Genomic DNA, 23,726 nt, shown 5'->3' on the forward strand with positions numbered 1-23,726 from the left:
CCTATATTCTCTTTATGAAAAAACTGTTTCTCCTGTTTGCCTGCGCGCTTTTTGCAAGCTCAATCCATGTTCGTGCCGAGGAAACTTCCGCGACCTGCACCACACGCGGCGTCAATCTGCTCGACGGATTGGACAAGAAAGATCCCAAACTCTGGGAGGAGCTGCGGGAAGACACAGAGAATATTCCCAACCACAAAGGCATTATCTGGAAGATAGAGAAGGATGGACTGCCCCCCTCCTATCTCTTCGGCACCATTCATCTCAGCGACCCGCGTGTAATGAAATTGCCCGACGCTGCCGCAAAGGCCTATGCGTCTGCCGACACCATTGTGATCGAAGCCACCGACGTTCTCGATCAGAAAGCGCTTCTGCGCCTCAAGCTCGAACAGCCGGAGCTGATGCTTTTTACCGACGGCTCGACGCTGCAATCGCATATGCCACCCGACCGCGTGGTCGAAATCACCAGGAAGCTCGAGGAGCGCGGCATTGTTCTTGGCGCTGTCGCCAAAATGAAGCCCTGGATCGTCAGCAGCCTGCTGGCACTTCCCAAATGCGAACGGGAGCGCAAGCTGCGCGGCGAAGCTTTTCTCGATGGTCAGCTCGCGGGTGATGCCGAGGAAGAAGGACGCTCCGTTGAAGGGCTGGAGACAGCAGCCGAACAGCTGGGCGCCATGAACAAGCTTCCGCTTGATTTTCATATGCGCAATCTGATTGCCACGGCCGACTTTGGTGACGCAATCGAAGACACCACAGAGACAATGATCGCTCTTTATCTTCAGGGCGAAACCGGAATGATCATGCCAGCTCTGCGCAAAATCGTACCCGGTGATCTGACCGATGAGGATTACGACCTTTTCCAGAAAGTCATGCTCACCGACCGCAACCACATCATGGCGGAACGCGCAACGCCGCTTTTGGAAAAAGGCGGCGTCTTTGTCGCTGTCGGTGCCCTTCATCTGCCCGGCAAAGAAGGGCTTGTCGAATTGTTGCGCGATAAAGGCTATCGCGTCACGGCGATGTAACACGGAACAATCGCTGCTTGCTCGCGTTAAACTTTCCAATGGTTGCAACCAACTGGAGGAGAGCTAATGGTTGACCCACTCGATCCACGCAACGACCCGTTGAATAACCCGCGTCATGCCGATCCGATGGCAGACCCGGTTGGTAGACCGCCACAACCGAAAGGTAGCAGCGGCCTTATGCTCGCTATCATCCTGATCGCCGCAATTCTGATCCTTGGTTATTTCTTTTACCTCAGTGGCAGCAGCACTGACACGACGGCACCGCCGCCGCCCACGACACAGGGCGAAACAACAATGCCTCCGGCAGCACCGCCTGCTACGCCTCCGGCACAGAACTAACCATACGAAAAGGCCCGCTTTCGCGGGCCTTTCTGCTTACCGAACTAAACCAGTGATTACATGTGAATCGGCTTGGCGAAGGTTGCCAAGGCAGATTCACGAACAGCTTCCGACATGGTTGGGTGTGCGTGACAGGTGCGTGCCAGATCTTCGGACGAGCCGCCGAATTCCATCAGAACAGCCAGTTCGTGGATCATTTCACCAGCGTTATAGCCAAGGATATGTGCGCCCAAAACGCGATCCGTCGCCTTATCGGCAAGAATCTTCACAAAGCCATCGGTGTGCAGCATGGCGCGTGCGCGACCGTTTGCCGTGAACGGGAACTTGCCAATCTTGTATTCGATGCCAGCGGCTTTCAGCTCTTCTTCTGTCTTGCCGACAGAAGCCACTTCCGGCTGCGTGTAAACAACGCTCGGAATGACGTCGAAGTTTACGTGTCCTGCCTGACCGGCGATAATTTCGGCAACGGCAATGCCTTCATCTTCAGCCTTATGTGCCAGCATAGGGCCCTGAACCACGTCGCCGATAGCATAGATGCCTTCGACATTGGTGCGCCAATGACCATCAATTGCAACGCGACCGCGATCATCGAGATTGACGCCAGCTTCCGCAAGGCCCAGACCATCCGTGTAAGGACGACGGCCCGTGGAAATCAGAACCGCATCGGCATCAATGGTTTCAGCATCGCCACCCTTGACTGGCTCAAAAGTCACTTTCGCGCCCTTACCAGCCTTTTCAACGCCGGTCACTCTTGCACCGAGTTTGAAGACAATGCCCTGCTTTTCAAGAAGACGCTGGAACTGCTTGGAGACTTCGCCGTCCATCGCGCCAAGTACCTTGTCGAGATATTCGACAACGGTGACTTTCGCGCCGAGACGTGCCCAGACGGAACCAAGTTCCAGACCGATCACACCACCGCCGACAACAACCAGATGACCCGGAACCTTGTCGAGAGCGATCGCACCGGTCGAGGACAGGATGACCTTCTCGTCAATATCGACCTTGACGCCCGGAATGCCTGCAACGTCCGAACCGGTTGCAATGATGATGTTCTTGGCTTCGATTTCCTGAACGCTGCCATCTTCAGCAGTCACCGAAACCTTGCCCTTCGCAACGATCTTGCCAGTGCCGATGTAAGGCGTGATCTTGTTCTTCTTGAACAGGAACTCAACGCCGGACGTATTCGACTTCACGGTCGCGTCCTTGTGGGCCATCATCTTTTCAAGATTAAGCTTCGGCTTGCTGATTTCGACGCCGAGCGTATCGAAAGAATGACCGGCTTCAGCAAACACTTCGGATGCGTGCAGCAGCGCCTTTGAAGGAATGCAGCCAACATTGAGACAAGTGCCGCCAAAGGTCTTGCGCTTTTCCACGACAGCCACAGAAAGGCCGAGCTGTGCGGCCTTGATTGCGGCAACATAACCGCCAGGGCCGGTACCGATGACAACCACATCGTAAGACATTGAACTTTCCTTCTTCAGTCTGATCTTGGACGGGCCGTTTCACGACCCTTAAACATTGATACGACCGGAAATCCGATCATTCTTCTTCAGGCGTGCACGACTTGAAACGGAAGCTTTCAAATTCAAGCGGCTTTTCAGGCTTCGCGGCACCAAAATCATATCCGTCCAGCGCCGTTGCCAGATCGGGAAACAGAATGGCCTGTGCTGCAGGTTCATCGGCCTTTGGCAGCACATCCGCCTCTGCACCTTCCTTCAGCGCGTAGACAACACTCTGCCAGATGCTGCAATCATCGAGGTCCTCCGGATCGGTGCCGCCATTCTTGCAGTTATAGGTAATGAGTGCATAGGGGCGTGCAACCCCCTCTTCGGGCCAAATGACGAGGCCAGAGAGTTTGAACTCTGGCTTATCATCGGCAGTGATGGTGAATTCGTTGGTTGGTGCCGGGCTCATCTTCAGCGCGTTGGACTGCGCGGCATGGAAGGTCAGTGTGTAGGCATCACCCTGATCACGATAGACGGCACGGTTCTGCGTGCAAGCGGCCTGAACGGCGCTCGAGAAAACCGTCACGGCCAGTGCTGATGCAGCCACCACCTTGAAGAGCTTTTTCATGTCATGCATCTGTCGGTTCTCCTCAACTATCCGGCAGTTTTAATGCGCCTTTTCAGCAGCAAGTTTCAGACCAAGTGCGATGAAAACCACGCCACTTGTTCTGTCGATCCATTTTGAAGCACGCGAGAAAACTGCGCGCATCTTTGGAGTCGTCATGAAAAGGCTGACACCGATAAACCATGAAATCAATGCTGTGGCCATCACAACACCGTAGCCGAGCTTCACTTCGGTCGGTGTATGAAGGCTGACAACAGTCGAGAAGATCGACAGGAAGAAGAACACAGCCTTCGGATTAAGCGCATTGGCGGCAAAGCCCAGGCTGAAAGCCTTGAGCGCACTTTGCCTGGCGCGCGGTTCCTGCACGCTCATGTCGATATCGATCTTCGTCGTGCCAGCACGCAGCGCCTTAATGCCGATATAGATCAGATAGGCTACGCCACACCATTTCACGATATTGAAAAGATAGATCGACTGAGAAATGATCAGTCCCAGACCAAGCACCGTATAGGTGACATGCATCATGAAGGCTGCACCAATGCCGAAGCTGGTGATGATCGCCTCGCGGCGCCCCTGCATCAGCGACTGACGGATGACCATGGCGAGATCAGCACCCGGGGAGACGATGGCAAAGACGAAAATAGCCATCAGAGATGCAAGTTCAAACAGATAGGGATGCATCACTTATCCTTCGCCCCGCATCGACAAGATGCAGGCAACCGTCAAAAAACCAGATTGAAAAACATCAGCGCCAGCCCGGCCAGCGAACCGAGCCAGACCAGCGAGCGGATATAAGGAATACCCGCGAGATAAAGCGGAATATAGAGGAGGCGACAGGCAAACCAGATCCACGCGCCGCAAAGCCCCCATCCTTGAGCATCGCCCTTGAACACAAGTGCCAAAGCGAGCGCAATGAAAGCGGGATAGGTTTCACGGAAATTGTTGGAGGCGCGCTCCGCGCGACCGGCAAGATGACCGGTGGGTTTCAACCCTTGATCGCGCGGACCCGCATTCCATTTGGAGCCGAGTTCCTTCGTCGCCGTAAAACCCTGCAGGAGAATATGAACCACCAGCAGAACAACACTCCAGCCAATCAGCGGGAGAAAAGGCGACGCGGAAAACAAACCCGGCTCCATTATTTTTTACCTTTTTAGAGATCGAGAACGAGACGTTCTGGATCTTCCAGGCTTTCCTTGACGCGGACGAGGAAGGTCACGGCTTCCTTGCCGTCAACGATGCGGTGATCGTAGCTGAGAGCAAGATACATCATCGGACGGATGACGATCTGGCCGCCGACGACAACCGGACGATCCTGGATCTTGTGCATGCCGAGAATGCCCGACTGCGGCGCATTGAGGATCGGCGAGGACATCAGCGAGCCGTAAACACCACCATTGGTGATGGTGAAGGTGCCGCCCTGCATGTCACCAACCGAAAGCGAACCGTCGCGTGCAGCTTTCGCAAGACGTCCCAGTTCCTTTTCAACACCAGCAATCGAAAGCTGATCGGCATCGCGGATGACAGGAACGACGAGGCCTTTGTCGGTGCCGACAGCCATGCCGACATGTGCAAAGTTCTTGTAGATGATGTCGTTGCCGTCGATCTCGGCGTTAACGGCCGGGATTTCCTTCAGCGCATGGGTCACGGCCTTCGTGAAGAAGCCCATGAAGCCGAGCTTCACGCCATGCTTCTTCTCGAAGACGTCCTTGTACTTGGTGCGCAGTTCCATGACCGCAGACATATCGACTTCGTTGTAAGTCGTGAGCATTGCAGCGGTGTTCTGAGCGTCTTTCAGACGACGTGCAATCGTCTGACGCAGGCGGGTCATCTTCACGCGTTCTTCGCGCGATGCGTCGCCAGCCGACGATGCCGGACGGGCAGCAGCAGGTGCTGCGGCGGCAGCTGGAGCAGCCGAAACGCCCTTAGCAATAGCGTCGAGAACGTCGCCCTTGAGGACCTGACCGCGCTTGCCCGAACCTTCTACCTGATCAGCCGAAAGGCCATTTTCAGAAAGGATCTTGGAGGCAGCCGGTGCGGGCTGCATTGCTGGACCGGATGATGCAGAAGCGACAGGCGCCGATGCAGCAGGAGCAGCCGCTGCTGCCGGCTTGGCTTCTTCCTTCTTCGGAGCAGGTGCCGAACCCGCGCCCGAAATCTGACCGAGCAGAGCGTTTACTTCAACCGTGTCGCCTTCCTGCGCAACGATTTCAGCGAGAACGCCGGCTGCTGCCGCCGGAACTTCAATTGTCACCTTGTCGGTTTCCAGTTCCACCAGCGGTTCGTCAGCAGCGATAGCGTCGCCAACCTTCTTGAACCACTTTCCGATGGTTGCCTCAGTAACGGACTCCCCAAGCGTGGGAACGCGAATTTCGGTGGCCATGGTTTCTTCTTCCGTGATCTTCGATCTTTAGATTTATGTTCAATTCAGTAGGAAGCGGTTTTCACAAACCGCTTCCTACTGACAAATTAATTAGTTTCCGAGCGCATCCTCAAGGAAAGCCTCAAGCTGCGCAAGGTGCTTCGACATCAGACCCGTTGCAGGCGAAGCCGCTGCCGGACGACCGGTGTAGCGAACGCGCTGATGCTTGGCGTCGATATGTGCAAGAACCCATTCCAGATACGGATCGATGAACGACCATGCACCCATGTTCTTCGGCTCTTCCTGACACCAGACGATTTCTGCCTGACGGAAGCGCGACAGCTCATTGATGAGCGCCTTGGCCGGGAATGGATAGAGCTGTTCGACACGCAGCAGGTAGACATCGTCGATGCCACGCTTTTCGCGCTCTTCATAAAGATCGTAATAGACCTTGCCCGAGCACAGAACCACGCGACGGATCTTGCCGTCCTTCTGAAGCTTGATGCCATCGCCCTTGTTGTACTGCGCATCATCCCAAAGCAGACGGTGGAACGAAGAATCGCCCGACAGTTCGTTGAGGCTCGACACAGCACGCTTGTGGCGCAACAGCGACTTCGGCGTCATCATGATGAGCGGCTTGCGGAAGTCACGCTTCATCTGACGGCGCAGGATATGGAAGTAGTTAGCCGGCGTCGTAACGTTGGCCACCTGCATGTTGTCTTCCGCACACATCTGCAACCAGCGTTCGAGACGTGCCGAGGAATGCTCAGGACCCTGACCTTCATAGCCATGCGGCAGAAGGCAAACGAGACCCGACATACGCAGCCACTTGCGTTCACCCGACGAGATGAACTGATCGAAGACGACCTGTGCACCGTTGGCGAAATCGCCGAACTGGGCTTCCCAGAGAACCAGTGCACGCGGATCGGACAGCGAATAGCCGTATTCGTAGCCGAGCACCGCTTCTTCCGAAAGCATCGAGTTGATGGCTTCGTAGATCGCCTGCCCCTTCTGAATGTTGTTCAGAGGAATATAGCGGTTCTGGGTTTCCTGATCATAGAGAACCGTGTGGCGCTGCGAGAAGGTGCCGCGTTCCACGTCCTGACCGGACAGGCGGATCGGGCTTCCTTCGGAAACCAGAGAACCGAATGCCAGCGATTCAGCCGTTGCCCAATCGATGCCTTCGCCGGTATCGATCATCTTGGCGCGGTTATCGAGGAAGCGCTGGATCGTGCGATGGACGTTGAAGTCCTTCGGAACTTCAACGAGCTTTTTGCCGATTTCCTTGAGCGTCTTGATCGGAACGCCGGTCTTGCCGCGGCGCTGTTCGTCGGCATTGTCTGCCGTACGCAGACCACTCCACGCACCGTCAAACCAGTCAGCCTTGTTCGGCTTATAGCTCTGGCCTGCTTCGAATTCCTGCTCAAGCTTTTCGCGCCAGTCAGCCTTCATCTTGTCGATATCAGGCTGTGCAAGCAGACCTTCAGCCATCAGCTTGTCGCTGTAAAGCTGCACAGTGGTCTTGTGCGCGCGGATTTCCTTATACATCAACGGCTGGGTGAATGAAGGCTCGTCACCTTCATTATGGCCAAAGCGACGGTAGCAGAACATGTCGATGACTACCGGCTTGTGGAAGATCATGCGGAATTCCATCGCAACCTTGGCTGCGAACACAACCGCTTCCGGATCGTCACCATTGACGTGGAAGATCGGCGCTTCAATCATCTTCGCCACATCCGACGGATAAGGCGACGAACGCGAGAAGGCCGGATTGGTGGTGAAGCCGATCTGGTTGTTTATGATGAAGTGCAGCGTACCGCCAACGCGGTGGCCCTTCAGGCCGGAAAGCCCAAGACACTCTGCAACAACACCCTGACCTGCGAAAGCAGCATCGCCGTGCAGCAGCAGCGGCAGAACCTTGGCGCGTTCCGTCAGTGGCACCATATCGTCGCGGGTGCGGCCAACAAGCAGATCCTGCTTGGCGCGTGCCTTGCCCATGACGACCGGGTTGACGATTTCAAGATGCGACGGGTTGGCGGTCAGCGAAAGGTGAACCTTGTTGCCGTCGAACTCACGGTCCGACGAAGCACCAAGGTGATACTTCACGTCGCCCGAACCTTCGACGTCGTCCGGTGCGTAAGAACCGCCCTTGAACTCGTGGAAGATTGCGCGATGCGGCTTGCCCATAACCTGAGAAAGCACGTTCAGACGACCGCGGTGCGCCATGCCGAGCACGACTTCCTTGAGGCCCATCTGACCGCCACGCTTGACGATCTGTTCCAGCGCCGGGATCAGCGATTCACCGCCATCAAGACCGAAACGCTTGGTGCCCTTGTACTTCACGTCGATGAACTGTTCGAAACCTTCAGCTTCGATCAGCTTCGACAGAATGGCCTTCTTGCCTTCAGCAGTGAAAGCATAGCCTTTGTCCGGACCTTCGATGCGTTCCTGAATCCAGGCCTTTTCGACCGGATCGGAAATGTGCATGAATTCAACGCCGATATTGCCGCAATAAGTGCGCTTGAGGATTTCAAGCATCTGCGGAACAGTTGCGTATTCAAGACCAAGAACATTGTCGATGAAGATCTTGCGGTCATAATCGGCAGGCGTGAAGCCATAGGTTGCCGGATCAAGTTCGCTGAAATCATTTGGCTTTTCAGCAAGACCGAGCGGATCGAGATTGGCATGCAGATGGCCACGCATACGATAAGCGCGGATCATCATGATGGCGCGAACGCTGTCGCGTGCAGCCTGTGCAATCTCTTCCGAAGTCAGTGCGGCAGCAGAAGCGGACTTGGCATCGCCTTTAGCGGCCTTGCCCTTCAGCTTGTCGGTCACATGCTTTTCAACATCGGCCCAGTTGCCATCGAGCGCAGATACCAGCTCGCCATTAGCCTGAATTGGCCAGTTCTTGCGGGTCCAGCTCGCGCCCTGTGCGTTTTTGCGCACATCGTCGGCGTCGTCTTTCAGCTGCGCGAAGAAATCGCGCCACTCTGCATCGACCGAGTTGGGATCATCCTCATACTTGGCGTAAAGTTCCTCGATATAATCGGCATTGCCGCCATAGAGGAACGAGGTAAGGGCGAAAACGTCGTTGGCTTGTTCTTGCCTTGCCATAACCTAATCCGGAGCCTCCGCTCCGTCTCCTTGTAGTAGCTCATCATGCGCGGGCCGGAAGCTCTCTCAACTTCATCCCTCACGCCGCCGGGGAGGAACCACAACAGACCCCGGCAAACTCGATCACAAACTCAATTCCTGCGGAAGAATGATGGCCAAAGCCTGACATTCTCTTAAACCGGCCGTATCCGGTCTTCTTGCGCGCATCTTATCCGAAAACCGTTTCACACTTTTCGGGATGCGCTTTCCCCGGCAGCAGCTTTCGCCACTGCCGGGGCATTTCAATCAGCAATGCGATCTCAGCCCTTGAGGACTTCAACCAGCGTCTTGCCAAGCTGTGCTGGCGAAGGAGACACGCGAATGCCAGCCGATTCCATGGCTGCAATCTTGTCTTCTGCGCCGCCCTTGCCACCGGAGATCACGGCGCCAGCATGGCCCATGGTGCGTCCGGCAGGAGCCGTACGGCCAGCGATGAAGCCAACCATTGGCTTCTTGCGACCGCGCTTTGCTTCGTCCTTCAGGAACTGCGCTGCTTCTTCTTCAGCGGAGCCACCGATTTCACCGATCATGACGATCGACTTGGTTTCATCGTCGGCGAGGAACATTTCCAGCACGTCGATGAACTCGGTACCCTTGACCGGATCGCCGCCGATACCGACAGCAGTGGTCTGGCCGAGGCCTTCGTTCGAGGTTTGGAACACTGCCTCATAGGTAAGTGTGCCGGAGCGGGATACAACACCCACCGAACCCTTCTTGAAGATATTGCCCGGCATGATGCCGATCTTGCATTCTTCAGGGGTCAGGATACCCGGGCAGTTTGGTCCGAGCAGGCGCGATTTTGAGCGTTCCAGACGCTCCTTGACGCGAACCATGTCCATGACCGGAATGCCTTCGGTGATGCAGACGATGAAGCCGACTTCAGCTTCAATCGCTTCGATGATTGCGTCCGCTGCACCTGCCGGCGGAACGTAGATCACCGATGCGTCTGCACCTGTGCGTTCCTTGGCTTCTGCAACAGTTGCGAAGATCGGAAGCTTTTCGCCTTTCGAACCTTCCCAGGTTTCGCCACCCTTTTTCCGGTGGATACCGCCGACCATCTGCGTGCCATAATAAGCAAGCGCCTGTTCGGTGTGGAAAGTACCGGTCTTGCCGGTCAGGCCCTGTACGAGAACCTTGGTGTCCTTGTTAACGAGAATGGACATGCCTTAATTCCCCTTCACTGCAGCGACGATTTTCTGTGCCGCATCGTCGAGATCGTCAGCCGAAATAACATTCAGGCCGCTCTCGTTGATGATCTTCTTGCCAAGCTCAACATTGGTGCCTTCAAGACGGACAACCAATGGAACCTTGAGACCGACTTCCTTGACCGCAGCGATAACGCCTTCAGCGATCACGTCACACTTCATGATGCCGCCAAAGATGTTGACCAGAATGCCCTGGACAGCCGGATCAGCGGTGATGATCTTGAATGCCGACGTTACCTTCTCCTTGGTAGCGCCGCCGCCAACGTCGAGGAAGTTAGCTGGCTCTGCACCGTAAAGCTTGATGATGTCCATGGTCGCCATGGCAAGGCCTGCGCCGTTGACCATGCAGCCGATGTTGCCATCAAGAGCGACGTAAGCGAGATCGTGCTTGGAAGCTTCGATTTCTTTTTCGTCTTCTTCCGACAGATCGCGCAGTTCCTGAATGTCTGGATGACGGAACAGTGCATTGCCGTCGAACGATACCTTGGCATCGAGAACGCGAACGCGACCGTTGGTCATGACGATCAGCGGGTTGATTTCCAGAAGGCTCATGTCCTTCTCTGTGAAGGCCTTGTAGAGGATCGGGAACAGCTTGAGGCCGTCTTCACGGGCTTCACCTTCAAGCTTCAGCGCATCGGCGAGCTTGTTGGAATCTTCATCGGTCACGCCCTTGGCAGGATCGATTGCGACCGTGATGATCTTCTCAGGGGTCTCTTCAGCGACAGCTTCGATGTCCATGCCGCCTTCAGTCGAAACGACGAAAGCAGGACGGCCAACGGTGCGGTCGATCAGGATCGAGAGATAAAGCTCGCGCTCAATGTCTGCGCCATCTTCGATGTAAAGACGATTGACCTGCTTGCCAGCTTCGCCGGTCTGCTTGGTGACGAGCGTGTTGCCGAGCATTTCCTTCGCATGGGAAACAACTTCTTCGATCGACTTTGCCAGGCGTACGCCGCCCTTGGCATCAGGACCGAGTTCCTTGAACTTGCCTTTGCCGCGTCCACCAGCATGGATCTGGCTCTTGACGACGTAAAGCGGGCCTGGAAGCGTCTTTGCCCATTCTTCCGCCTGTTCGACGGAATAGACAGCCACACCATTGGCGATCGGGGCGCCGAAGGTGTGAAGCAGGCGCTTGGCCTGGTATTCGTGAATATTCATCTGGTTGTCCTCTACGGATTCCCGGCCCTTTCAACTGAGCCGGTACGGCCCGAATCTTCGACCGATAATTGACAGCCGGAAAAGGCCGGGCCACGCTCAAGAGCGATCCGGCCTTGTCTGGAACTTATTTCAGTGACGGAGCGATGCCGATGCAGGCTTCGCAAAGACCGGCAACAGATGCGACCGACTTTTCGAACTCGGCCTTTTCGTCCTTATCGAGATCGATCTCGATAATACGTTCAACGCCATTGGCACCGATCACGGTTGGAACGCCGACATACATGTCCTTGACGCCATACTGACCGGAAAGCTGTGCTGCGACAGGCAGAACGCGCTTCTTGTCCTTGAGGTAGGATTCAGCCATCTGAATGGCGGAAGCTGCCGGTGCGTAGAAAGCAGAACCGGTCTTGAGCAGGCCGACGATTTCTGCGCCGCCATCACGGGTGCGCTGAATGATCTTGTCGAGCTTTTCCTGGCTGGTCCAGCCCATCTTGACGAGGTCTGGCAGCGGGATACCGGCAACGGTCGAGTAACGAGCCAGCGGAACCATGCTGTCGCCGTGGCCGCCAAGCACGAATGCAGTGACGTCTTCGACCGACACATTGAATTCTTCTGCAAGGAAGTAGCGGAAACGGGCGCTATCGAGAACGCCAGCCATGCCGACAACCTTGTGTGCTGGCAGACCGGAGAACTTCTGCAGAGCCCAAACCATCGCATCGAGCGGGTTGGTGATGCAGATGACGAAAGCTTCAGGAGCGTATTTCTTGATGCCTGCGCCGACCTGTTCCATGACCTTCAGGTTGATACCAAGAAGATCGTCGCGGCTCATGCCCGGCTTACGCGGCACACCAGCGGTTACGATGACAACGTCTGCGCCCTCGATTGCGGCATAGTCATTTGCACCGGTGAACTTCGCATCAAAACCGTCAACCGGTGAAGATTCTGCGATATCCAGTCCCTTACCCTGCGGAGTGCCTTCCGCAATGTCGAAAAGGACGACGTCGCCGAGTTCCTTCAGACCAGCAAGATGAGCGAGCGTGCCGCCGATCATGCCGGAGCCGATGAGGGCAATCTTGTTGCGTGCCATGATTGTTTCTTTCCTCAAGTTTGATCCAGAAACGCATGAAGCTATCCGGTTTCCTCCCGGAAAACGCGTCTGCGCTGCGAGGGTTCGATAGGACTCTTTGCAAAAAAACTCAACTCATTATTTTGCGACCAATGTTTTCAATCGGTTAGATTTATATGTTCTTACGTAAACGTAAGATATTTTGTCAAAATGGAGGCAATTGAGTCCCGTCGTCCGGCTGTTTCGCGTTGCTTACAATACGCCAGCCGGGCCGCCATTCATTTTTGCAGGCAGGGATATACGATCGGCAATCAACCGCATTCAACCCAAGCTCTTGTCAGAGCAACATAGCCCGTCGTTGCTATAAGTCGAGTCTGTGGCAGTTCGATGATAAGAAGAGAAAGACCAACAGGTCCGTCTCAGCCTTTTGTTTTCTCGGAAAATGCATCGAGATATTCCGCGCTCTGCATTTCAAACAGGCGCGACGCTGTGCGATCAAACTCGAAAGCCTCCACACCCTGCTTTGCTTCATAGAGCTTTTCAGGTTGCGCTTCGGCGGAGATGAACAACCGCGCATGATGATCATAAAGCACGTCGATCAGCAGAATGAAGCGCTTGGCCTCATTGCGGCGTGAATGGTCGAGCACCGGCACATCATCAATGAACAGCGTCTGATAGCGTGTGACGATGGCGATATAATCGTTTGCTGCGAGCGGCTGCGCGCAAAGCTCGCTGAAGGTGAAACGTGCCGCTCCCGGCACCGCGTGACGCACGGGAATGTCGCGACCCTTGATATGGACGACATCAGACTTTTCTTGCCGACCATTTTTATGGGCAGCCCATGCCGCATCCATGCGTTTGGTCGTCTCGGAATTAAGTGGCGTCAGATAAACCGGCTGACGATCGAGCTTTTCCAGACGGTAATCGGTGCGCGAATCGAGATTGATTACATCGACATGCTGCTTGAGGATATTGACGAATGGCAGGAAGAGCTGGCGGTTCAGCCCGTCGCGATAGAGATTGTCAGGTGCAACATTGGATGTTGCGATCAACACCACGCCGCGTGCAAACAAGGCGCTGAACAGACGCGACAGGATCATCGCATCGGCAATATCGGTCACGGTGAACTCGTCAAAGCAAAGCACCCATGCCTGTTCGGCGAGAGCTTCTGCGACTGGCGGGATCGGGTCTTCCTGCTTGGTTTCGCCCCGCTTCAAGGCCTGACGATGCGCATTGATGCGCTCATGCGCGTCAGCCATAAAATCATTGAAGTGCGCGCGGCGTTTGCGTTCGACCGGCAAAAGCTGAAAGAACATGTCCATCAGCATGGTCTTGCCGCGCCCGACTTCGCCGTGCACATAGAGCCCCTTAACGATTGCGACTTCCTTGCGCTTGCCGAACAGCCAGCCAAGTGCACTCGACTTGCGTGACAAACGCTTGGTGCAAACTTCTTCGATCAGGCGATCATAGCGTTTGGTGAGCTCAAGCTGCGCTGGATCGACTTCAACTTCGCCTGCCCTCACCAGCGCATCATAATGCTCGCTGACCGAGGGGAACGCTTTCAGATTACCGTCGAAAGACATGATTGCTTCCGTTCAACCTTTCAATTGCAAAAACGGCGGACCATCTCGCGATGATCCGCCTGTCTTTAAGCGAAAGAACCTCTTAGCGCGACAGCGAAACTGCCTGACCGCCTGTGGTCTGACCATCGAAACGGCCCTGACCGGAAGAATAGAGCGTCGCGACGGTTCCGCCATTCGCATCATAAAGCGAAAGCTGCTTGCCGCTGACCGACCACGAAGCAAGGCTTCCAAGTTCGCCTGGGCAACGCAGCGGACCCGCGCGGAAACCCTGACCATACTTGGTCTGTGGTGTTGCGATCTTACAATTCTGACCGGCAAGCGATGCATTCCACACACCGGCTACCGTACCCGGCGTCAGATCAGGCGCTGATTCGGGCGGCAGGCTTGCAACCTGCGTGCCAGCGGCTGGCTGCGACATGTCAGTGGTCGGCGCGGTTGGGAACGAATTTGGAGCGCTGAGATTACCAGACTGTACGGAACTGACAGGAGCAGATTTCAGCGGTGCTGGCGGCGGCGGCGATGCATTGTTGTCAAAGCCTCCGACCCGGGAGCTTTGGCAACCGGCCAAAATGACGCCCGCTGCAGCAATGCTGAGCAAACTTGCTTTTGAAATTCCCATCTGGTTCTCCAATTTCATCATGTTCGTGGGGCCAATTATTCGGGGGAGTGCCCCTCGCACTGTCGAGTTTGAAGACTCGACCTAAAAACAATATTGCACCGATAAAATGGCGATATGGTTAAAAAATCAACTGTGCAATGAGGCAAATATGGATGAGATCGCATCAAGAAGACTTGAAATAGCTTAGAAATTTTCAAAATGGCGCAGGAAGGACACAGTTTTTGAGCAATCTGCAATTCCTGAAGATGGTCAACCAATACCAGTGCGGCCAAAAGCGCGCCGGTACTGGCAATTTGTGGGCTTTTCCGCCATATAGGGCGCATCCCGAAAAGTGTGAAACGGTTTTCGGACTAAGATGCGCCTTAAAACAAATAAGTCGGAGCGCAGATCTGATCAAATCAGATCGAAACGCGCTCCAGAGCCTTTCCGATATAGACAGGACCCGGAACCAGCAATGAGCAAGGCTATCTTCGCCAAGATGAACGGACTCGGCAACAAAATCATAGTTGCCGATATGCGCGGACGCAGCGATCATATCGCGCCGACCGCTGCAATCCGTCTGGCAGGCGATGAGGCAACCTCGTTTGACCAGATCATGGCCATCCATGATCCCCAAACACCCGGCACCGATCATTATATCGAGATCATCAATTGCGATGGTACGCAGGCGCAGGCTTGCGGCAATGGCACTCGCTGCGTTGTGCAATGGCTTTCCAACGAAAGCGGTAAACAGAACTATATCTTCCAGACGCTGGCTGGCATCCTGACCGCCAATGAGCATGAAGATGGGCTGATCACGGTCGATATGGGAAAGCCGCATTTCGGCTGGCAGGAAATCCCCCTCGCCCATGAAGTTGACGACACGCGTGCCATCAACCTCACTGCCGGCCCTGCAGACGCTCCCGTCCTGCAATCACCATCGATTGCCTCCATGGGCAATCCGCATGCGATCTTCTGGGTCGAGAACGACGTCTGGACCTATGCGCTCGATCAGTATGGACCGGGGCTGGAACACGATCCGATCTTCCCGGAACGCGCCAATATTTCTATTGCGCAAGTTTCATCACGCGAAAACATCAACCTGCGCACATGGGAACGCGGTGCCGGGCTTACGCTTGCTTGCGGTTCTGCGGCCTGTGCTGCTGCCGTTTCGGGCGCGCGCACTGGCCGCACCGAGCGTGAGGTTACAGTCAACGTCCCCGGTGGCCCTATCAAGATCGAATGGCGCGAGGATGATCACGTCATGATGACCGGCCCCGCTGAGTGGGAATTTGATGGCACATTCGATCCTGCAACCGGCGCATGGGAGTACGCCCCAAAGACTAGCCGGGGAGCTGCCTGATGGCTGTGGAAGTCGTAACTTTCGGATGCCGTCTCAACACCTATGAATCCGAGGTGATGAAGCGCGAAGCAGATAGCGCCGGGCTCGGCGAGCTGAAAGACGGCGCGATCATATTCAACACCTGTGCGGTAACATCGGAAGCCGTGCGTCAGGCGCGTCAAGCTATCCGCAAAGCCCGTCGCGACAATCCGGAAGCGCGCATTATCGTCACCGGCTGTGCCGCGCAAACGGAATCTGCCAAATTCGAGGCCATGGATGAAGTCGACCTCATTCTGGGCAATGAGGAAAAGCTCAAGGCCAACTCCTACCGCATGCTGCCCGACTTCGGCGTGAACCAGTTCGAAAAGGTCCGCGTCAACGACATCATGGAAGTGCGCGAAACCGCAAGCCACATGGTTGATGCCATTGAGGGCCGTGCGCGTGCTTTCGTTCAGGTGCAGAATGGCTGCGATCATCGCTGCACCTTCTGCATCATTCCTTACGGTCGCGGCAATTCGCGTTCGGTGCCAATGGGCGGCGTCATCGATCAGGTAAAGCGCCTCGTCGATAACGGTTATGCCGAAGTGGTTCTGACCGGCGTGGACATGACCTCCTATGGCCCCGATCTGCCGGGAAGCCTGCGTCTCGGCAAGCTGGTAAAAACCGTTCTCAGTCAGGTGCCAGGTTTGCAGCGTCTGCGTCTTTCATCCATTGATTCCATTGAAGCTGACGACGATCTTATGGACGCCATCGCCAATGAAAAGCGTCTGATGCCGCATCTGCATCTGTCGCTTCAGGCAGGCGACGACATGATCTTGAAGCGCATGAAGCGCCGCCATTTGCGTGATGATTCCATCCGCTTCTGTGAGGATGTGCGCGCGCTGCGTCCCGATATCGTGTTCGGTGCTGACATTATTGCTGGTTTTCCGACCGAGACTGAAGACATGTTCGCAAACTCGATGAAGATCGTCGAGGAATGCGGCCTGACGCATCTGCACGTATTTCCATACAGCGCCCGCGAGGGCACACCGGCTGCACGTATGCCGCAGGTCAGGCGCGAAATCGTGAAAGATCGCGCCAAAAGGCTGCGCGCTGTCGGCGACCGCGCTTATGAAAAACACCTCGCTTCTCTCAATGGAACTGTGCAACGCCTGTTGATCGAGAAGGAAGGCATTGCCCGCACGGAAGGCTTCACGCTGGCCGCTGTGGATCAGGGCAATGCTGGCGAAATTATCGAACGAATTGTGGCGGGGCATGACGGTGAAAAACTCCTCACCCGTCAGACAGAGCCGCAAGCGGCTTAAAGCTTAAGGGCATCAGATTTCATGGCAATGGGTTTCATCAAGAAAATGTTCTCCTTCGGCAAGAAGGAGGTCGAAGAAAAGCCGGTCGAACAACCGGCTCCCGATGCTGTGGAAGCACAGCTTCCTGAAGCCGTCGAAGCGCTGGAAGAAGTCGAAATTCCCGCTGCCGAAGTGATCGTTTCCGAACCGGAAGCACTTGCGGTCGTTACTGAGCCTGAGCCGGTTGAAGAACCCGTCGCTGAGGCCGAACATCCGGTTGCCGAGATCGAAATCCCGATTGAACAGCCTCCGGTGATGGAACCGATCGTGGTTGAAGCACCAGCGCCAGAGTCTGTTGTTGAGCCAGAGCCAATCATCGAACCGGAACAGCCGGAAGTCCCGGAAATTATTGAGACGCCGGTTGTCGAGGAAATCGTCGAAGCCGTATCTCAGCCTGAGCCGGTAAAGCCTAAAAAGGTCAAGGTCGCAAAGGCCGTTGAAGAACATCAGGACGAAACGCCGGTCGAAGCTGCTCCAGAGCCAAAGCTGTCATGGTTCGAGCGTCTGCGTCGCGGATTGTTGCGTTCATCAAATTCGCTGAGTGATTCCATCGGCAGCATCTTCACCAAGCGCAAGCTCGATGAAGACACGCTGCAGGACCTTGAAGACGTTCTCATTCAGGCCGATCTCGGACTTGAAACCGCAATGCGCGTGACAGACGCGCTGTCATCCGGCCGCTACGGCAAGGATGTGACCGGCGAAGAAGTCCGCAACATCATGGGTGCGGAAATCGAAAAGGTGCTTGGCCCTGTTGCCAAGCCGCTGGAGCTTGACCTGTCGCACAAGCCACATGTCATTCTGGTTGTCGGCGTTAACGGCACCGGCAAGACCACAACCATCGGCAAGCTTGCCGCAAAACTGACCGCCGGTGGCCTCAAGGTCATGCTTGCAGCGGGCGACACATTCCGCGCAGCCGCTATCGAACAGCTCCACATCTGGGGTGAACGCACCGGCTCACCAGTTGTTTCAAGCAAACTCGGCGCCGATGCGGCAGGCCTTGCCTATGATGCATGGCAGCAGGCAAAGGATGCAGGCAGCGACGTGCTCATCATCGACACGGCTGGCCGTTTGCAGAACAAGGCCGAGCTGATGGACGAGCTTGCAAAAATCGTCCGTGTTCTTGGCAAACACGATCCAGAAGCACCGCACACGGTTCTCCAGACGCTTGATGCCACCACCGGGCAAAACGCGCTCAATCAGGTCGAGATTTTCAAGAACATCGCTGGCGTCAACGGCCTCGTGATGACCAAGCTTGACGGCACGGCACGCGGCGGCATTCTGGTGGCAATCTCAGCCAAGCATAAGCTGCCGATCTATTTCATCGGCGTCGGCGAAGGTGTCGACGATCTTGAACCATTTGCGGCCAAGGATTTTGCCCGCGCCATTGCAGGAGTTGCCTGATGCAGCATCCCGTTTTCGAACGCGATCCGTCACAGAAGACAGAAGCCGAACGCAAAGAAGTTCCGCCGCTGCTCAAGCTTGCATTGGAACTCGGACCGCTTCTGGTGTTCTTTTTCGCCAATGCGCGCGGCGAAAGCCTGATCGAGCGCTTTCCCGTGCTTGGTCAGATCGGCGAGCCGATCTTTCTGGCAACCGCACTTTTCATGGTGGCAACCGTTATTGCACTTGCCGTTTCATGGTCGCTGACACGCACATTGCCGATGATGCCACTCATTTCCGGCATCGTGGTTCTGGTCTTTGGCGCGCTGACACTCTGGCTGCACAACGACACCTTCATCAAGATGAAGCCGACCATCGTAAACACGCTGTTTGGCGCGATCCTTTTGGGTGGGCTTTTGTTTGGCAAATCTCTGCTCGGCTATGTGTTCGATTCAGCTTTCAAACTGGATGCCGAGGGCTGGCGCAAGCTGACCTTCCGCTGGGGCCTGTTCTTTGTTTTCCTCGCGATTGTGAATGAACTTGTCTGGCGGAATTTTTCGACCGATGCCTGGGTTTCCTTCAAGGTCTGGGGCATTATGCCGATCACCATTGTCTTCACGCTTTCACAAATGCCGCTTATCCAGAAGCACACTTTGCCTGAAACCAAGGCAGAATAAAATTCGATCAGGAGAACGCCATGTCCCAAATCGACAAAAGGCTGGACATTGAACAATTCATCTGCCGCAGCGATAATTATGGCGTTCTCATCCATGATCCTGAAAGCGCGCTGACGGCTGCAATCGATGCACCTGATGCAAATGCCATCGAAGCGGCGTTAAAGCGTCGTGGCTGGACGCTGGACTTCATCTTCACAACCCACCACCATCTCGACCATGTTGAAGGCAATGAGCAGCTGAAAGCCAGATTCGGCGTCAGCATCATTGGCCCGAAGGCCGAGGAAAGCAAAATCCCCGGCATTGATCGCACCGTTCAGGATGGCGATGAATTCACCTTCGGGCTTTTCAGGGTGAAAGTCATTTCCACGCCCGGTCACACGGCTGGCGAGATTTCCTTCTACCTGCCGGAAGCGAAAGTGGTGTTCACGGGCGACACGCTTTTCGCGCTGGGCTGCGGACGCTTGTTCGAAGGAACACCTGCAACCATGTTCCAGTCGTTGCAAAAGCTCGTGGCTCTGCCCGGTGACACGGCGGTTTATTGCGGTCATGAATATACCGAGAGCAATGCCCGCTTCGCATTGACCATCGACCCGGACAATTCAGCACTCAAAGAGCGGGCACAGGAGATTGCGCGATTGCGTGCGGCAGATAAGATGACCCTGCCCTCCAGCATCGCACTTGAAATGGCAACCAATCCGTTCCTGCGCTGGCACGACAGCCGCATTCGCGCACGACTTGGAATGCAGAACGCAACGGATGAAGCGGTTTTTGCCGAAATCCGTAAGCGCAAGGATATATTTTAGGACATGATCATGACGAACATTTCCCGTTTTAAAACACTCCGCGCAGCAGCTCTCTTCGGCTTATCGCTTATGATCCTGCCACAGTCTGTGAAAGTGGCCGTTGCCGAAGACATTCTGGCCATCGCAACGCCGCCGCAGACGCCTGCTGACATCAATAATTTCAAGCTGACCGAAGACCTTCTCGCGCGCATGGAGAAGATCCATAACAAGCTCGAGGACATGCAGCTTTCACCGACTGCTGAAGAAGGTCAGGATGCGCAGCCTTCCATGGATTCCATGGTGAAGAGCATTGAATCGCGCCCTCAGGTGGTGGACGTGATGAAGGCCGAGAATATTACGCCACGCGATTATCTTCTCGCCTATTTCGCCATGATGAGCGCGCTTGCCGCCGCTGATGCAGAGGAAGAAGATCAGCTTGTCGATGAAGTGAAGCAGGTCAATCCCGAGCACGTGGCCTTCGGCAAACAATATGGCGAGCGCATTCGCGAATTGATCGGCGAGTAATGCATCAAGGAAAAACCGGCGAAGTTTCCTTCGCCGGTTTTTTTATCAGCCTGGCTGCCTTAGCAATCGCAGCGCATTGATCGTCACCAGAACGGTCGCGCCTGTATCGGCCAGAATGGCGGGCCAGAGGCCGGTAATTCCCAGCACAGTGGTCACAAGAAACACAGCCTTCAGCCCAAGGGCGATTGTGATGTTCTGATGGATATTGCGCATGGTCCTCTGGGACAGATCAACCATCGCTGCAACATCGCCCACACGACCATGAAGCACTGCCGCATCTGCCGTTTCCAGAGCCACGTCGGTGCCGCCGCCCATGGCAATGCCAACATCAGCCGCAGCCAGCGCTGGCGCATCATTGATGCCATCACCAACCTTGGCAACAACCTGACCCGCATTGCGAAACTCGCCAACGATCCGCTGCTTGTCTTCCGGCAGGAGTTCGGCACGCACTTCGATGCCCAGATCCTTGCCGATAGCTTCTGCCGTGCGGCGATTATCGCCGGTCAGCATCACAGTGCGAATGCCTGCATCTTTCAGCGTCTTAAGCCCCGCGATCGCATCCGCGCGCGGCTCATCACGCATGGCTATGGCACCTGCAATTTTACCGTCTGCAACCAGAACAGAAACGGTCTTGCCTTCGTCGTTACAAGCGGCAATTCGGGCCGCCAGCTCGTCTGGAATGGCAGAGATTTCATTGGCAGCCTTGCGCGAACCAAGGAACAGTTCAATGCCATTGGCAGTGCCTGACACACCCTTGCCGCCATGGGCTTTGCCAGTCGAAACTTCGGATAGCTTCAGACCACGCGCTTCTGCTGCACCAACAATTGCCAGCGCAAGAGGATGGCTTGAGCCCGCATCAAGCGATGCAGCAAGACGCAGAACGTCTTCTTCCGAAAGTCCGGCAGACAGGACATCCGTTACCTGCGGCTTGCCTTCAGTCAGCGTGCCGGTCTTATCGAAGCAAGCGGTTGTGATCTTACCGATTGTCTCAAGAACCGCACCGCCCTTCAACAGAAGTCCGCGTCGTGCGCCTGCAGAAAGCGAAGCCGCAATCGCGGCAGGCGTCGAAATAACCAGCGCGCAAGGGCAACCGATCAGCAGAATGGCGAGGCCTTTATAGATCCATTCATCCCATGCAGCACCCGCCACCAGCGGCGGCAGGATCGCAACCAAAGCCGCAACCACAACAACACCCGGCGTATAATAAGTTGAAAAGCGATTGATGAAACGTTCAGTCGGTGCTTTGGCTTCCTGCGCTTCCTCAACCAGCCGCACAACGCGTGCGATGGTGTTGTCCTGCGCTGCGGCTGTCACCTTCACGCGCAGCAGCCCGTCGCCATTGATGGTGCCTGCAAACACACTATCGCCCACGTCCTTGCCAACCGGCGTGCTTTCGCCCGTAACCGGCGCTTCATCGACAGCACTCTCGCCGGAAATAATTTCGCCATCAGCAGGCATACGGTCACCCGGGCGCACAGAGATTATATCGCCGACGTTGAGGTCCTCCGCTTGCACTTCCCTTGTTGAACCGTTGCTTTCCAGAAATGCGGTCTTGGGCACCAGCGCCGTCAGCGACTGAATGCTTGCGCGTGCCTTGCCAGCAGCAACACCTTCGAGCAATTCGCCAACCAGAAACAGGAAGACGACCGCTGCCGCTTCCTCAGTGGCACCGATGATAACCGCGCCGATTGCGGCGATCGTCATTAGCATTTCAATAGAGAAAGGCGTGCCGTTGATGGCTGCCGAATAAGCGCGTTTTGCAATCGGTATAAGACCAATCAGCATCGCAGCCGTGAAGGCCCACAAGGCAATCGGCGGATAAAGATGGCCGACAATATAAGCAACCACCAGACCGCCACCACAGGCGAGCATCATCTGGCCTTTGCTGCTCTGCCACCAGCGCTTGGGTTTTGCTGGTGCAATCGACTTAGACGTTCGTGTGGCTGCGGATTTTGCGCTGGCCTTATAGCCAAGTCCCGTCACCTTTGCAGCAATCTCGTCAGGGTTGGCCGAGCCGTCATGGTTGACAGTCATCGTGCCATTGGTCACGGAGACCGAAACATCCTGCACACCACCAACACGCCGCACAGCCGTATCGATCTTGGCCGCGCAGGAAGCACAATCCATGCCATCGACCTGAAAGCGGAAACTGTTCGCGCCAGTTGCAATCTGCTTTGCTTCGGTTTCTTCATGGCTGTGATCATGATGCTTATGGTCGTGATCGTGGTCATGGTCATGGTCATGGCCGCTGCAACCGGCATGATCGTGATCATGATGCTCGCGCTTAGCAGGCGCTTTTTCATCCGCCACCGGCTCAACACTGTAACCAAGGCTGCGTACTTTTTTGGCAACGCTTTCCAGATCGCTGCTGCCATCATGGCGCACGGTCATCATGCCAGTCGTCACCGACACGGACACATCTTCTACACCTGCAACGCGGCGCACAGCCGTATCGATTTTCGTTGCACAGGAAGCGCAATCCATGCCTTCCACACGAAACCGGTTTTGTTTCAGAACCTCGTTCATGACTTGCCCTTTTCAGAACGCCCTTGAATTATCTGAAACAAGGTCTACATCCTCTAGTGACTAGAGGAGCAAGAGAAAAAATGAACACCAATGTTCCGATTGGCGAGGCATCGAAAGCCAGCGGCGTAAAAGTGCCAACGATCCGTTATTACGAGCAAATCGGGCTTCTTCCGGTTCCGCCACGCACCGAAGGCAACCGCCGCCTTTACGACAACAGCGATGTCCAGCGACTTCTGTTTATCCGTCATGCCCGTGATCTGGGCTTTGAAGTGGATGCAATCCGAACGCTTCTCGACCTTCAGGACAACCCCGACCAGTCTTGCGCTGCCGCTGATTCTATCGCGCGTGCGCGGCTGATCGATGTCGAGCACCGTATTGCAAAACTGATGTCCCTCAAGACGGAATTGCTACGCATGCTCGATTGCACGGCTCATGGCCGCATCGATCAGTGCCGGGTGATCGAAATTCTCGGCAACCACGAGGAATGCCTGCATCCCAGTCACTAGAGCATTTCAGTATTCAGTTGAATCATTAGAAATGCTCTATCTCTTTGTTTTACGCGCACCTTGTTCCGAAAACCGCTTCACACTTTTCG

21 protein-coding genes are annotated in these 23,726 nt (G+C 55.4%); 9 read left to right on the forward strand and 12 right to left on the reverse strand.

The features are described from left to right. The first annotated feature begins 14 nt into the window (after nt 1–14). Together C9380_RS11730 and C9380_RS11735 are read left to right on the forward strand one after the other, a co-directional pair. On the forward strand, nt 15–1,022 hold the full coding sequence (locus C9380_RS11730; RefSeq protein WP_128093662.1) for a TraB/GumN family protein: 1,008 nt from the start codon (nt 15–17) through the stop codon (nt 1,020–1,022). A gap of 66 nt (nt 1,023–1,088) precedes the next feature. Next, nucleotides 1,089–1,361: a hypothetical protein gene (locus C9380_RS11735; protein ID WP_024898527.1), complete on the forward strand. Its 273-nt coding sequence runs from the start codon at nt 1,089–1,091 to the stop codon at nt 1,359–1,361. 56 nt (nt 1,362–1,417) lie between these two features. On the opposite strand, the gene lpdA is transcribed toward C9380_RS11735, so the two are convergent. The 11 genes from lpdA to C9380_RS11790 form a co-directional block, all read right to left on the reverse strand. Further along, a complete protein-coding gene (lpdA, locus tag C9380_RS11740) occupies nt 1,418–2,824 on the reverse strand; it encodes a dihydrolipoyl dehydrogenase (RefSeq protein ID WP_128093577.1) in 1,407 nt (468 codons plus the stop codon). Between the two features lie 76 nt (nt 2,825–2,900). Further along, nucleotides 2,901–3,443, reverse strand: a complete 543-nt coding sequence (locus C9380_RS11745; RefSeq protein WP_024898525.1) for a hypothetical protein — start codon at nt 3,441–3,443, stop codon at nt 2,901–2,903. Nucleotides 3,444–3,473: 30 nt separating this feature from the next. Then, a complete protein-coding gene (locus C9380_RS11750; protein ID WP_024898524.1) occupies nt 3,474–4,112 on the reverse strand; it encodes a LysE family translocator in 639 nt (212 codons plus the stop codon). Between the two features lie 41 nt (nt 4,113–4,153). Then, nucleotides 4,154–4,567 carry an MAPEG family protein gene (locus C9380_RS11755; RefSeq protein ID WP_024898523.1) on the reverse strand — a complete coding sequence of 138 codons (414 nt, stop codon included), beginning with the start codon at nt 4,565–4,567 and terminating at the stop codon, nt 4,154–4,156. A 14-nt stretch (nt 4,568–4,581) separates the two neighbouring features. Further along, nucleotides 4,582–5,811: a 2-oxoglutarate dehydrogenase complex dihydrolipoyllysine-residue succinyltransferase gene (gene odhB, locus C9380_RS11760; protein ID WP_100558459.1), complete on the reverse strand. Its 1,230-nt coding sequence runs from the start codon at nt 5,809–5,811 to the stop codon at nt 4,582–4,584. Nucleotides 5,812–5,901: 90 nt separating this feature from the next. Next, on the reverse strand, nt 5,902–8,907 hold the full coding sequence (locus tag C9380_RS11765) for a 2-oxoglutarate dehydrogenase E1 component (protein WP_024898521.1): 3,006 nt from the start codon (nt 8,905–8,907) through the stop codon (nt 5,902–5,904). A gap of 299 nt (nt 8,908–9,206) precedes the next feature. After that, nucleotides 9,207–10,109 (reverse strand): succinate--CoA ligase subunit alpha, encoded by a 903-nt coding sequence (gene sucD / locus C9380_RS11770; protein ID WP_128093578.1) that lies wholly within the window; start codon nt 10,107–10,109, stop codon nt 9,207–9,209. 3 nt (nt 10,110–10,112) lie between these two features. Next, entirely contained in the window at nt 10,113–11,309 is a 1,197-nt protein-coding gene (sucC, locus tag C9380_RS11775) for an ADP-forming succinate--CoA ligase subunit beta (protein WP_128093579.1), read from the reverse strand. A 124-nt stretch (nt 11,310–11,433) separates the two neighbouring features. After that, complete coding sequence (mdh, locus tag C9380_RS11780; protein WP_105534738.1) at nt 11,434–12,396, reverse strand: malate dehydrogenase; 963 nt, start codon at nt 12,394–12,396, stop codon at nt 11,434–11,436. Nucleotides 12,397–12,794: 398 nt separating this feature from the next. Beyond that, complete coding sequence (zapE, locus tag C9380_RS11785; RefSeq protein ID WP_024898517.1) at nt 12,795–13,958, reverse strand: cell division protein ZapE; 1,164 nt, start codon at nt 13,956–13,958, stop codon at nt 12,795–12,797. Between the two features lie 82 nt (nt 13,959–14,040). After that, nucleotides 14,041–14,577: a protease inhibitor Inh/omp19 family protein gene (locus C9380_RS11790; RefSeq protein WP_024898516.1), complete on the reverse strand. Its 537-nt coding sequence runs from the start codon at nt 14,575–14,577 to the stop codon at nt 14,041–14,043. Nucleotides 14,578–15,031: 454 nt separating this feature from the next. Between C9380_RS11790 and dapF the strand changes: the two genes are divergently transcribed. Genes dapF through C9380_RS11820 form a run of 6 tightly spaced genes read left to right on the forward strand, consistent with a single transcriptional unit; the run spans nt 15,032 to nt 20,605 of the window. Continuing rightward, the gene (gene dapF / locus C9380_RS11795; RefSeq protein WP_128093580.1) at nt 15,032–15,919 is read left to right on the forward strand and encodes a diaminopimelate epimerase; all 888 of its coding nucleotides are present in this window, start codon (nt 15,032–15,034) and stop codon (nt 15,917–15,919) included. Then, the gene (gene mtaB, locus C9380_RS11800) at nt 15,919–17,202 is read left to right on the forward strand and encodes a tRNA (N(6)-L-threonylcarbamoyladenosine(37)-C(2))-methylthiotransferase MtaB (protein WP_024898513.1); all 1,284 of its coding nucleotides are present in this window, start codon (nt 15,919–15,921) and stop codon (nt 17,200–17,202) included. Before dapF ends, mtaB begins: the two co-directional genes overlap by 1 nt. A 21-nt stretch (nt 17,203–17,223) precedes the next feature. Beyond that, nucleotides 17,224–18,642 (forward strand): signal recognition particle-docking protein FtsY, encoded by a 1,419-nt coding sequence (gene ftsY / locus C9380_RS11805; RefSeq protein ID WP_128093581.1) that lies wholly within the window; start codon nt 17,224–17,226, stop codon nt 18,640–18,642. Beyond that, nucleotides 18,642–19,298 (forward strand): septation protein A, encoded by a 657-nt coding sequence (locus C9380_RS11810; protein ID WP_024898511.1) that lies wholly within the window; start codon nt 18,642–18,644, stop codon nt 19,296–19,298. The genes ftsY and C9380_RS11810 overlap by 1 nt, the downstream gene beginning before the upstream one ends. A gap of 20 nt (nt 19,299–19,318) precedes the next feature. Beyond that, nucleotides 19,319–20,101 (forward strand): hydroxyacylglutathione hydrolase, encoded by a 783-nt coding sequence (gene gloB, locus C9380_RS11815; RefSeq protein WP_128093582.1) that lies wholly within the window; start codon nt 19,319–19,321, stop codon nt 20,099–20,101. Nucleotides 20,102–20,110: 9 nt separating this feature from the next. Further along, nucleotides 20,111–20,605, forward strand: a complete 495-nt coding sequence (locus tag C9380_RS11820) for a hypothetical protein (protein WP_128093583.1) — start codon at nt 20,111–20,113, stop codon at nt 20,603–20,605. A 45-nt stretch (nt 20,606–20,650) separates the two neighbouring features. Here C9380_RS11820 and C9380_RS11825 read toward each other — a convergent pair whose 3' ends face one another. Further along, on the reverse strand, nt 20,651–23,131 hold the full coding sequence (locus C9380_RS11825; protein ID WP_128093584.1) for a heavy metal translocating P-type ATPase: 2,481 nt from the start codon (nt 23,129–23,131) through the stop codon (nt 20,651–20,653). Between the two features lie 80 nt (nt 23,132–23,211). Between C9380_RS11825 and C9380_RS11830 the strand changes: the two genes are divergently transcribed. Next, nucleotides 23,212–23,637, forward strand: a complete 426-nt coding sequence (locus tag C9380_RS11830; protein WP_024898507.1) for a MerR family transcriptional regulator — start codon at nt 23,212–23,214, stop codon at nt 23,635–23,637. Nucleotides 23,638–23,726 lie beyond the last annotated feature (89 nt).

It is taken from the genome of Brucella pituitosa (assembly GCF_003049685.1).
Taxonomy (GTDB): domain Bacteria; phylum Pseudomonadota; class Alphaproteobacteria; order Rhizobiales; family Rhizobiaceae; genus Brucella; species Brucella pituitosa.

What these genes read in the sequence shown, in the direction of transcription:
- C9380_RS11820 (WP_128093583.1), top strand. Translation starts at nt 20,111, where the DNA reads ATGACGAACATTTCCCGTTTTAAAACACTCCGCGCAGCAGCTCTCTTC.
- ftsY (WP_128093581.1), top strand. Translation starts at nt 17,224, where the DNA reads ATGGCAATGGGTTTCATCAAGAAAATGTTCTCCTTCGGCAAGAAGGAG.
- lpdA (WP_128093577.1), bottom strand. Translation starts at nt 2,824, where the DNA reads ATGTCTTACGATGTGGTTGTCATCGGTACCGGCCCTGGCGGTTATGTT.
- C9380_RS11810 (WP_024898511.1), top strand. Translation starts at nt 18,642, where the DNA reads ATGCAGCATCCCGTTTTCGAACGCGATCCGTCACAGAAGACAGAAGCC.
- C9380_RS11735 (WP_024898527.1), top strand. Translation starts at nt 1,089, where the DNA reads ATGGTTGACCCACTCGATCCACGCAACGACCCGTTGAATAACCCGCGT.
- C9380_RS11755 (WP_024898523.1), bottom strand. Translation starts at nt 4,567, where the DNA reads ATGGAGCCGGGTTTGTTTTCCGCGTCGCCTTTTCTCCCGCTGATTGGC.
- C9380_RS11750 (WP_024898524.1), bottom strand. Translation starts at nt 4,112, where the DNA reads ATGCATCCCTATCTGTTTGAACTTGCATCTCTGATGGCTATTTTCGTC.
- mtaB (WP_024898513.1), top strand. Translation starts at nt 15,919, where the DNA reads ATGGCTGTGGAAGTCGTAACTTTCGGATGCCGTCTCAACACCTATGAA.
- sucC (WP_128093579.1), bottom strand. Translation starts at nt 11,309, where the DNA reads ATGAATATTCACGAATACCAGGCCAAGCGCCTGCTTCACACCTTCGGC.
- C9380_RS11825 (WP_128093584.1), bottom strand. Translation starts at nt 23,131, where the DNA reads ATGAACGAGGTTCTGAAACAAAACCGGTTTCGTGTGGAAGGCATGGAT.
- dapF (WP_128093580.1), top strand. Translation starts at nt 15,032, where the DNA reads ATGAGCAAGGCTATCTTCGCCAAGATGAACGGACTCGGCAACAAAATC.
- odhB (WP_100558459.1), bottom strand. Translation starts at nt 5,811, where the DNA reads ATGGCCACCGAAATTCGCGTTCCCACGCTTGGGGAGTCCGTTACTGAG.
- C9380_RS11745 (WP_024898525.1), bottom strand. Translation starts at nt 3,443, where the DNA reads ATGCATGACATGAAAAAGCTCTTCAAGGTGGTGGCTGCATCAGCACTG.
- C9380_RS11730 (WP_128093662.1), top strand. Translation starts at nt 15, where the DNA reads ATGAAAAAACTGTTTCTCCTGTTTGCCTGCGCGCTTTTTGCAAGCTCA.
- C9380_RS11765 (WP_024898521.1), bottom strand. Translation starts at nt 8,907, where the DNA reads ATGGCAAGGCAAGAACAAGCCAACGACGTTTTCGCCCTTACCTCGTTC.
- C9380_RS11790 (WP_024898516.1), bottom strand. Translation starts at nt 14,577, where the DNA reads ATGGGAATTTCAAAAGCAAGTTTGCTCAGCATTGCTGCAGCGGGCGTC.
- sucD (WP_128093578.1), bottom strand. Translation starts at nt 10,109, where the DNA reads ATGTCCATTCTCGTTAACAAGGACACCAAGGTTCTCGTACAGGGCCTG.
- gloB (WP_128093582.1), top strand. Translation starts at nt 19,319, where the DNA reads ATGTCCCAAATCGACAAAAGGCTGGACATTGAACAATTCATCTGCCGC.
- C9380_RS11830 (WP_024898507.1), top strand. Translation starts at nt 23,212, where the DNA reads ATGAACACCAATGTTCCGATTGGCGAGGCATCGAAAGCCAGCGGCGTA.
- mdh (WP_105534738.1), bottom strand. Translation starts at nt 12,396, where the DNA reads ATGGCACGCAACAAGATTGCCCTCATCGGCTCCGGCATGATCGGCGGC.
- zapE (WP_024898517.1), bottom strand. Translation starts at nt 13,958, where the DNA reads ATGTCTTTCGACGGTAATCTGAAAGCGTTCCCCTCGGTCAGCGAGCAT.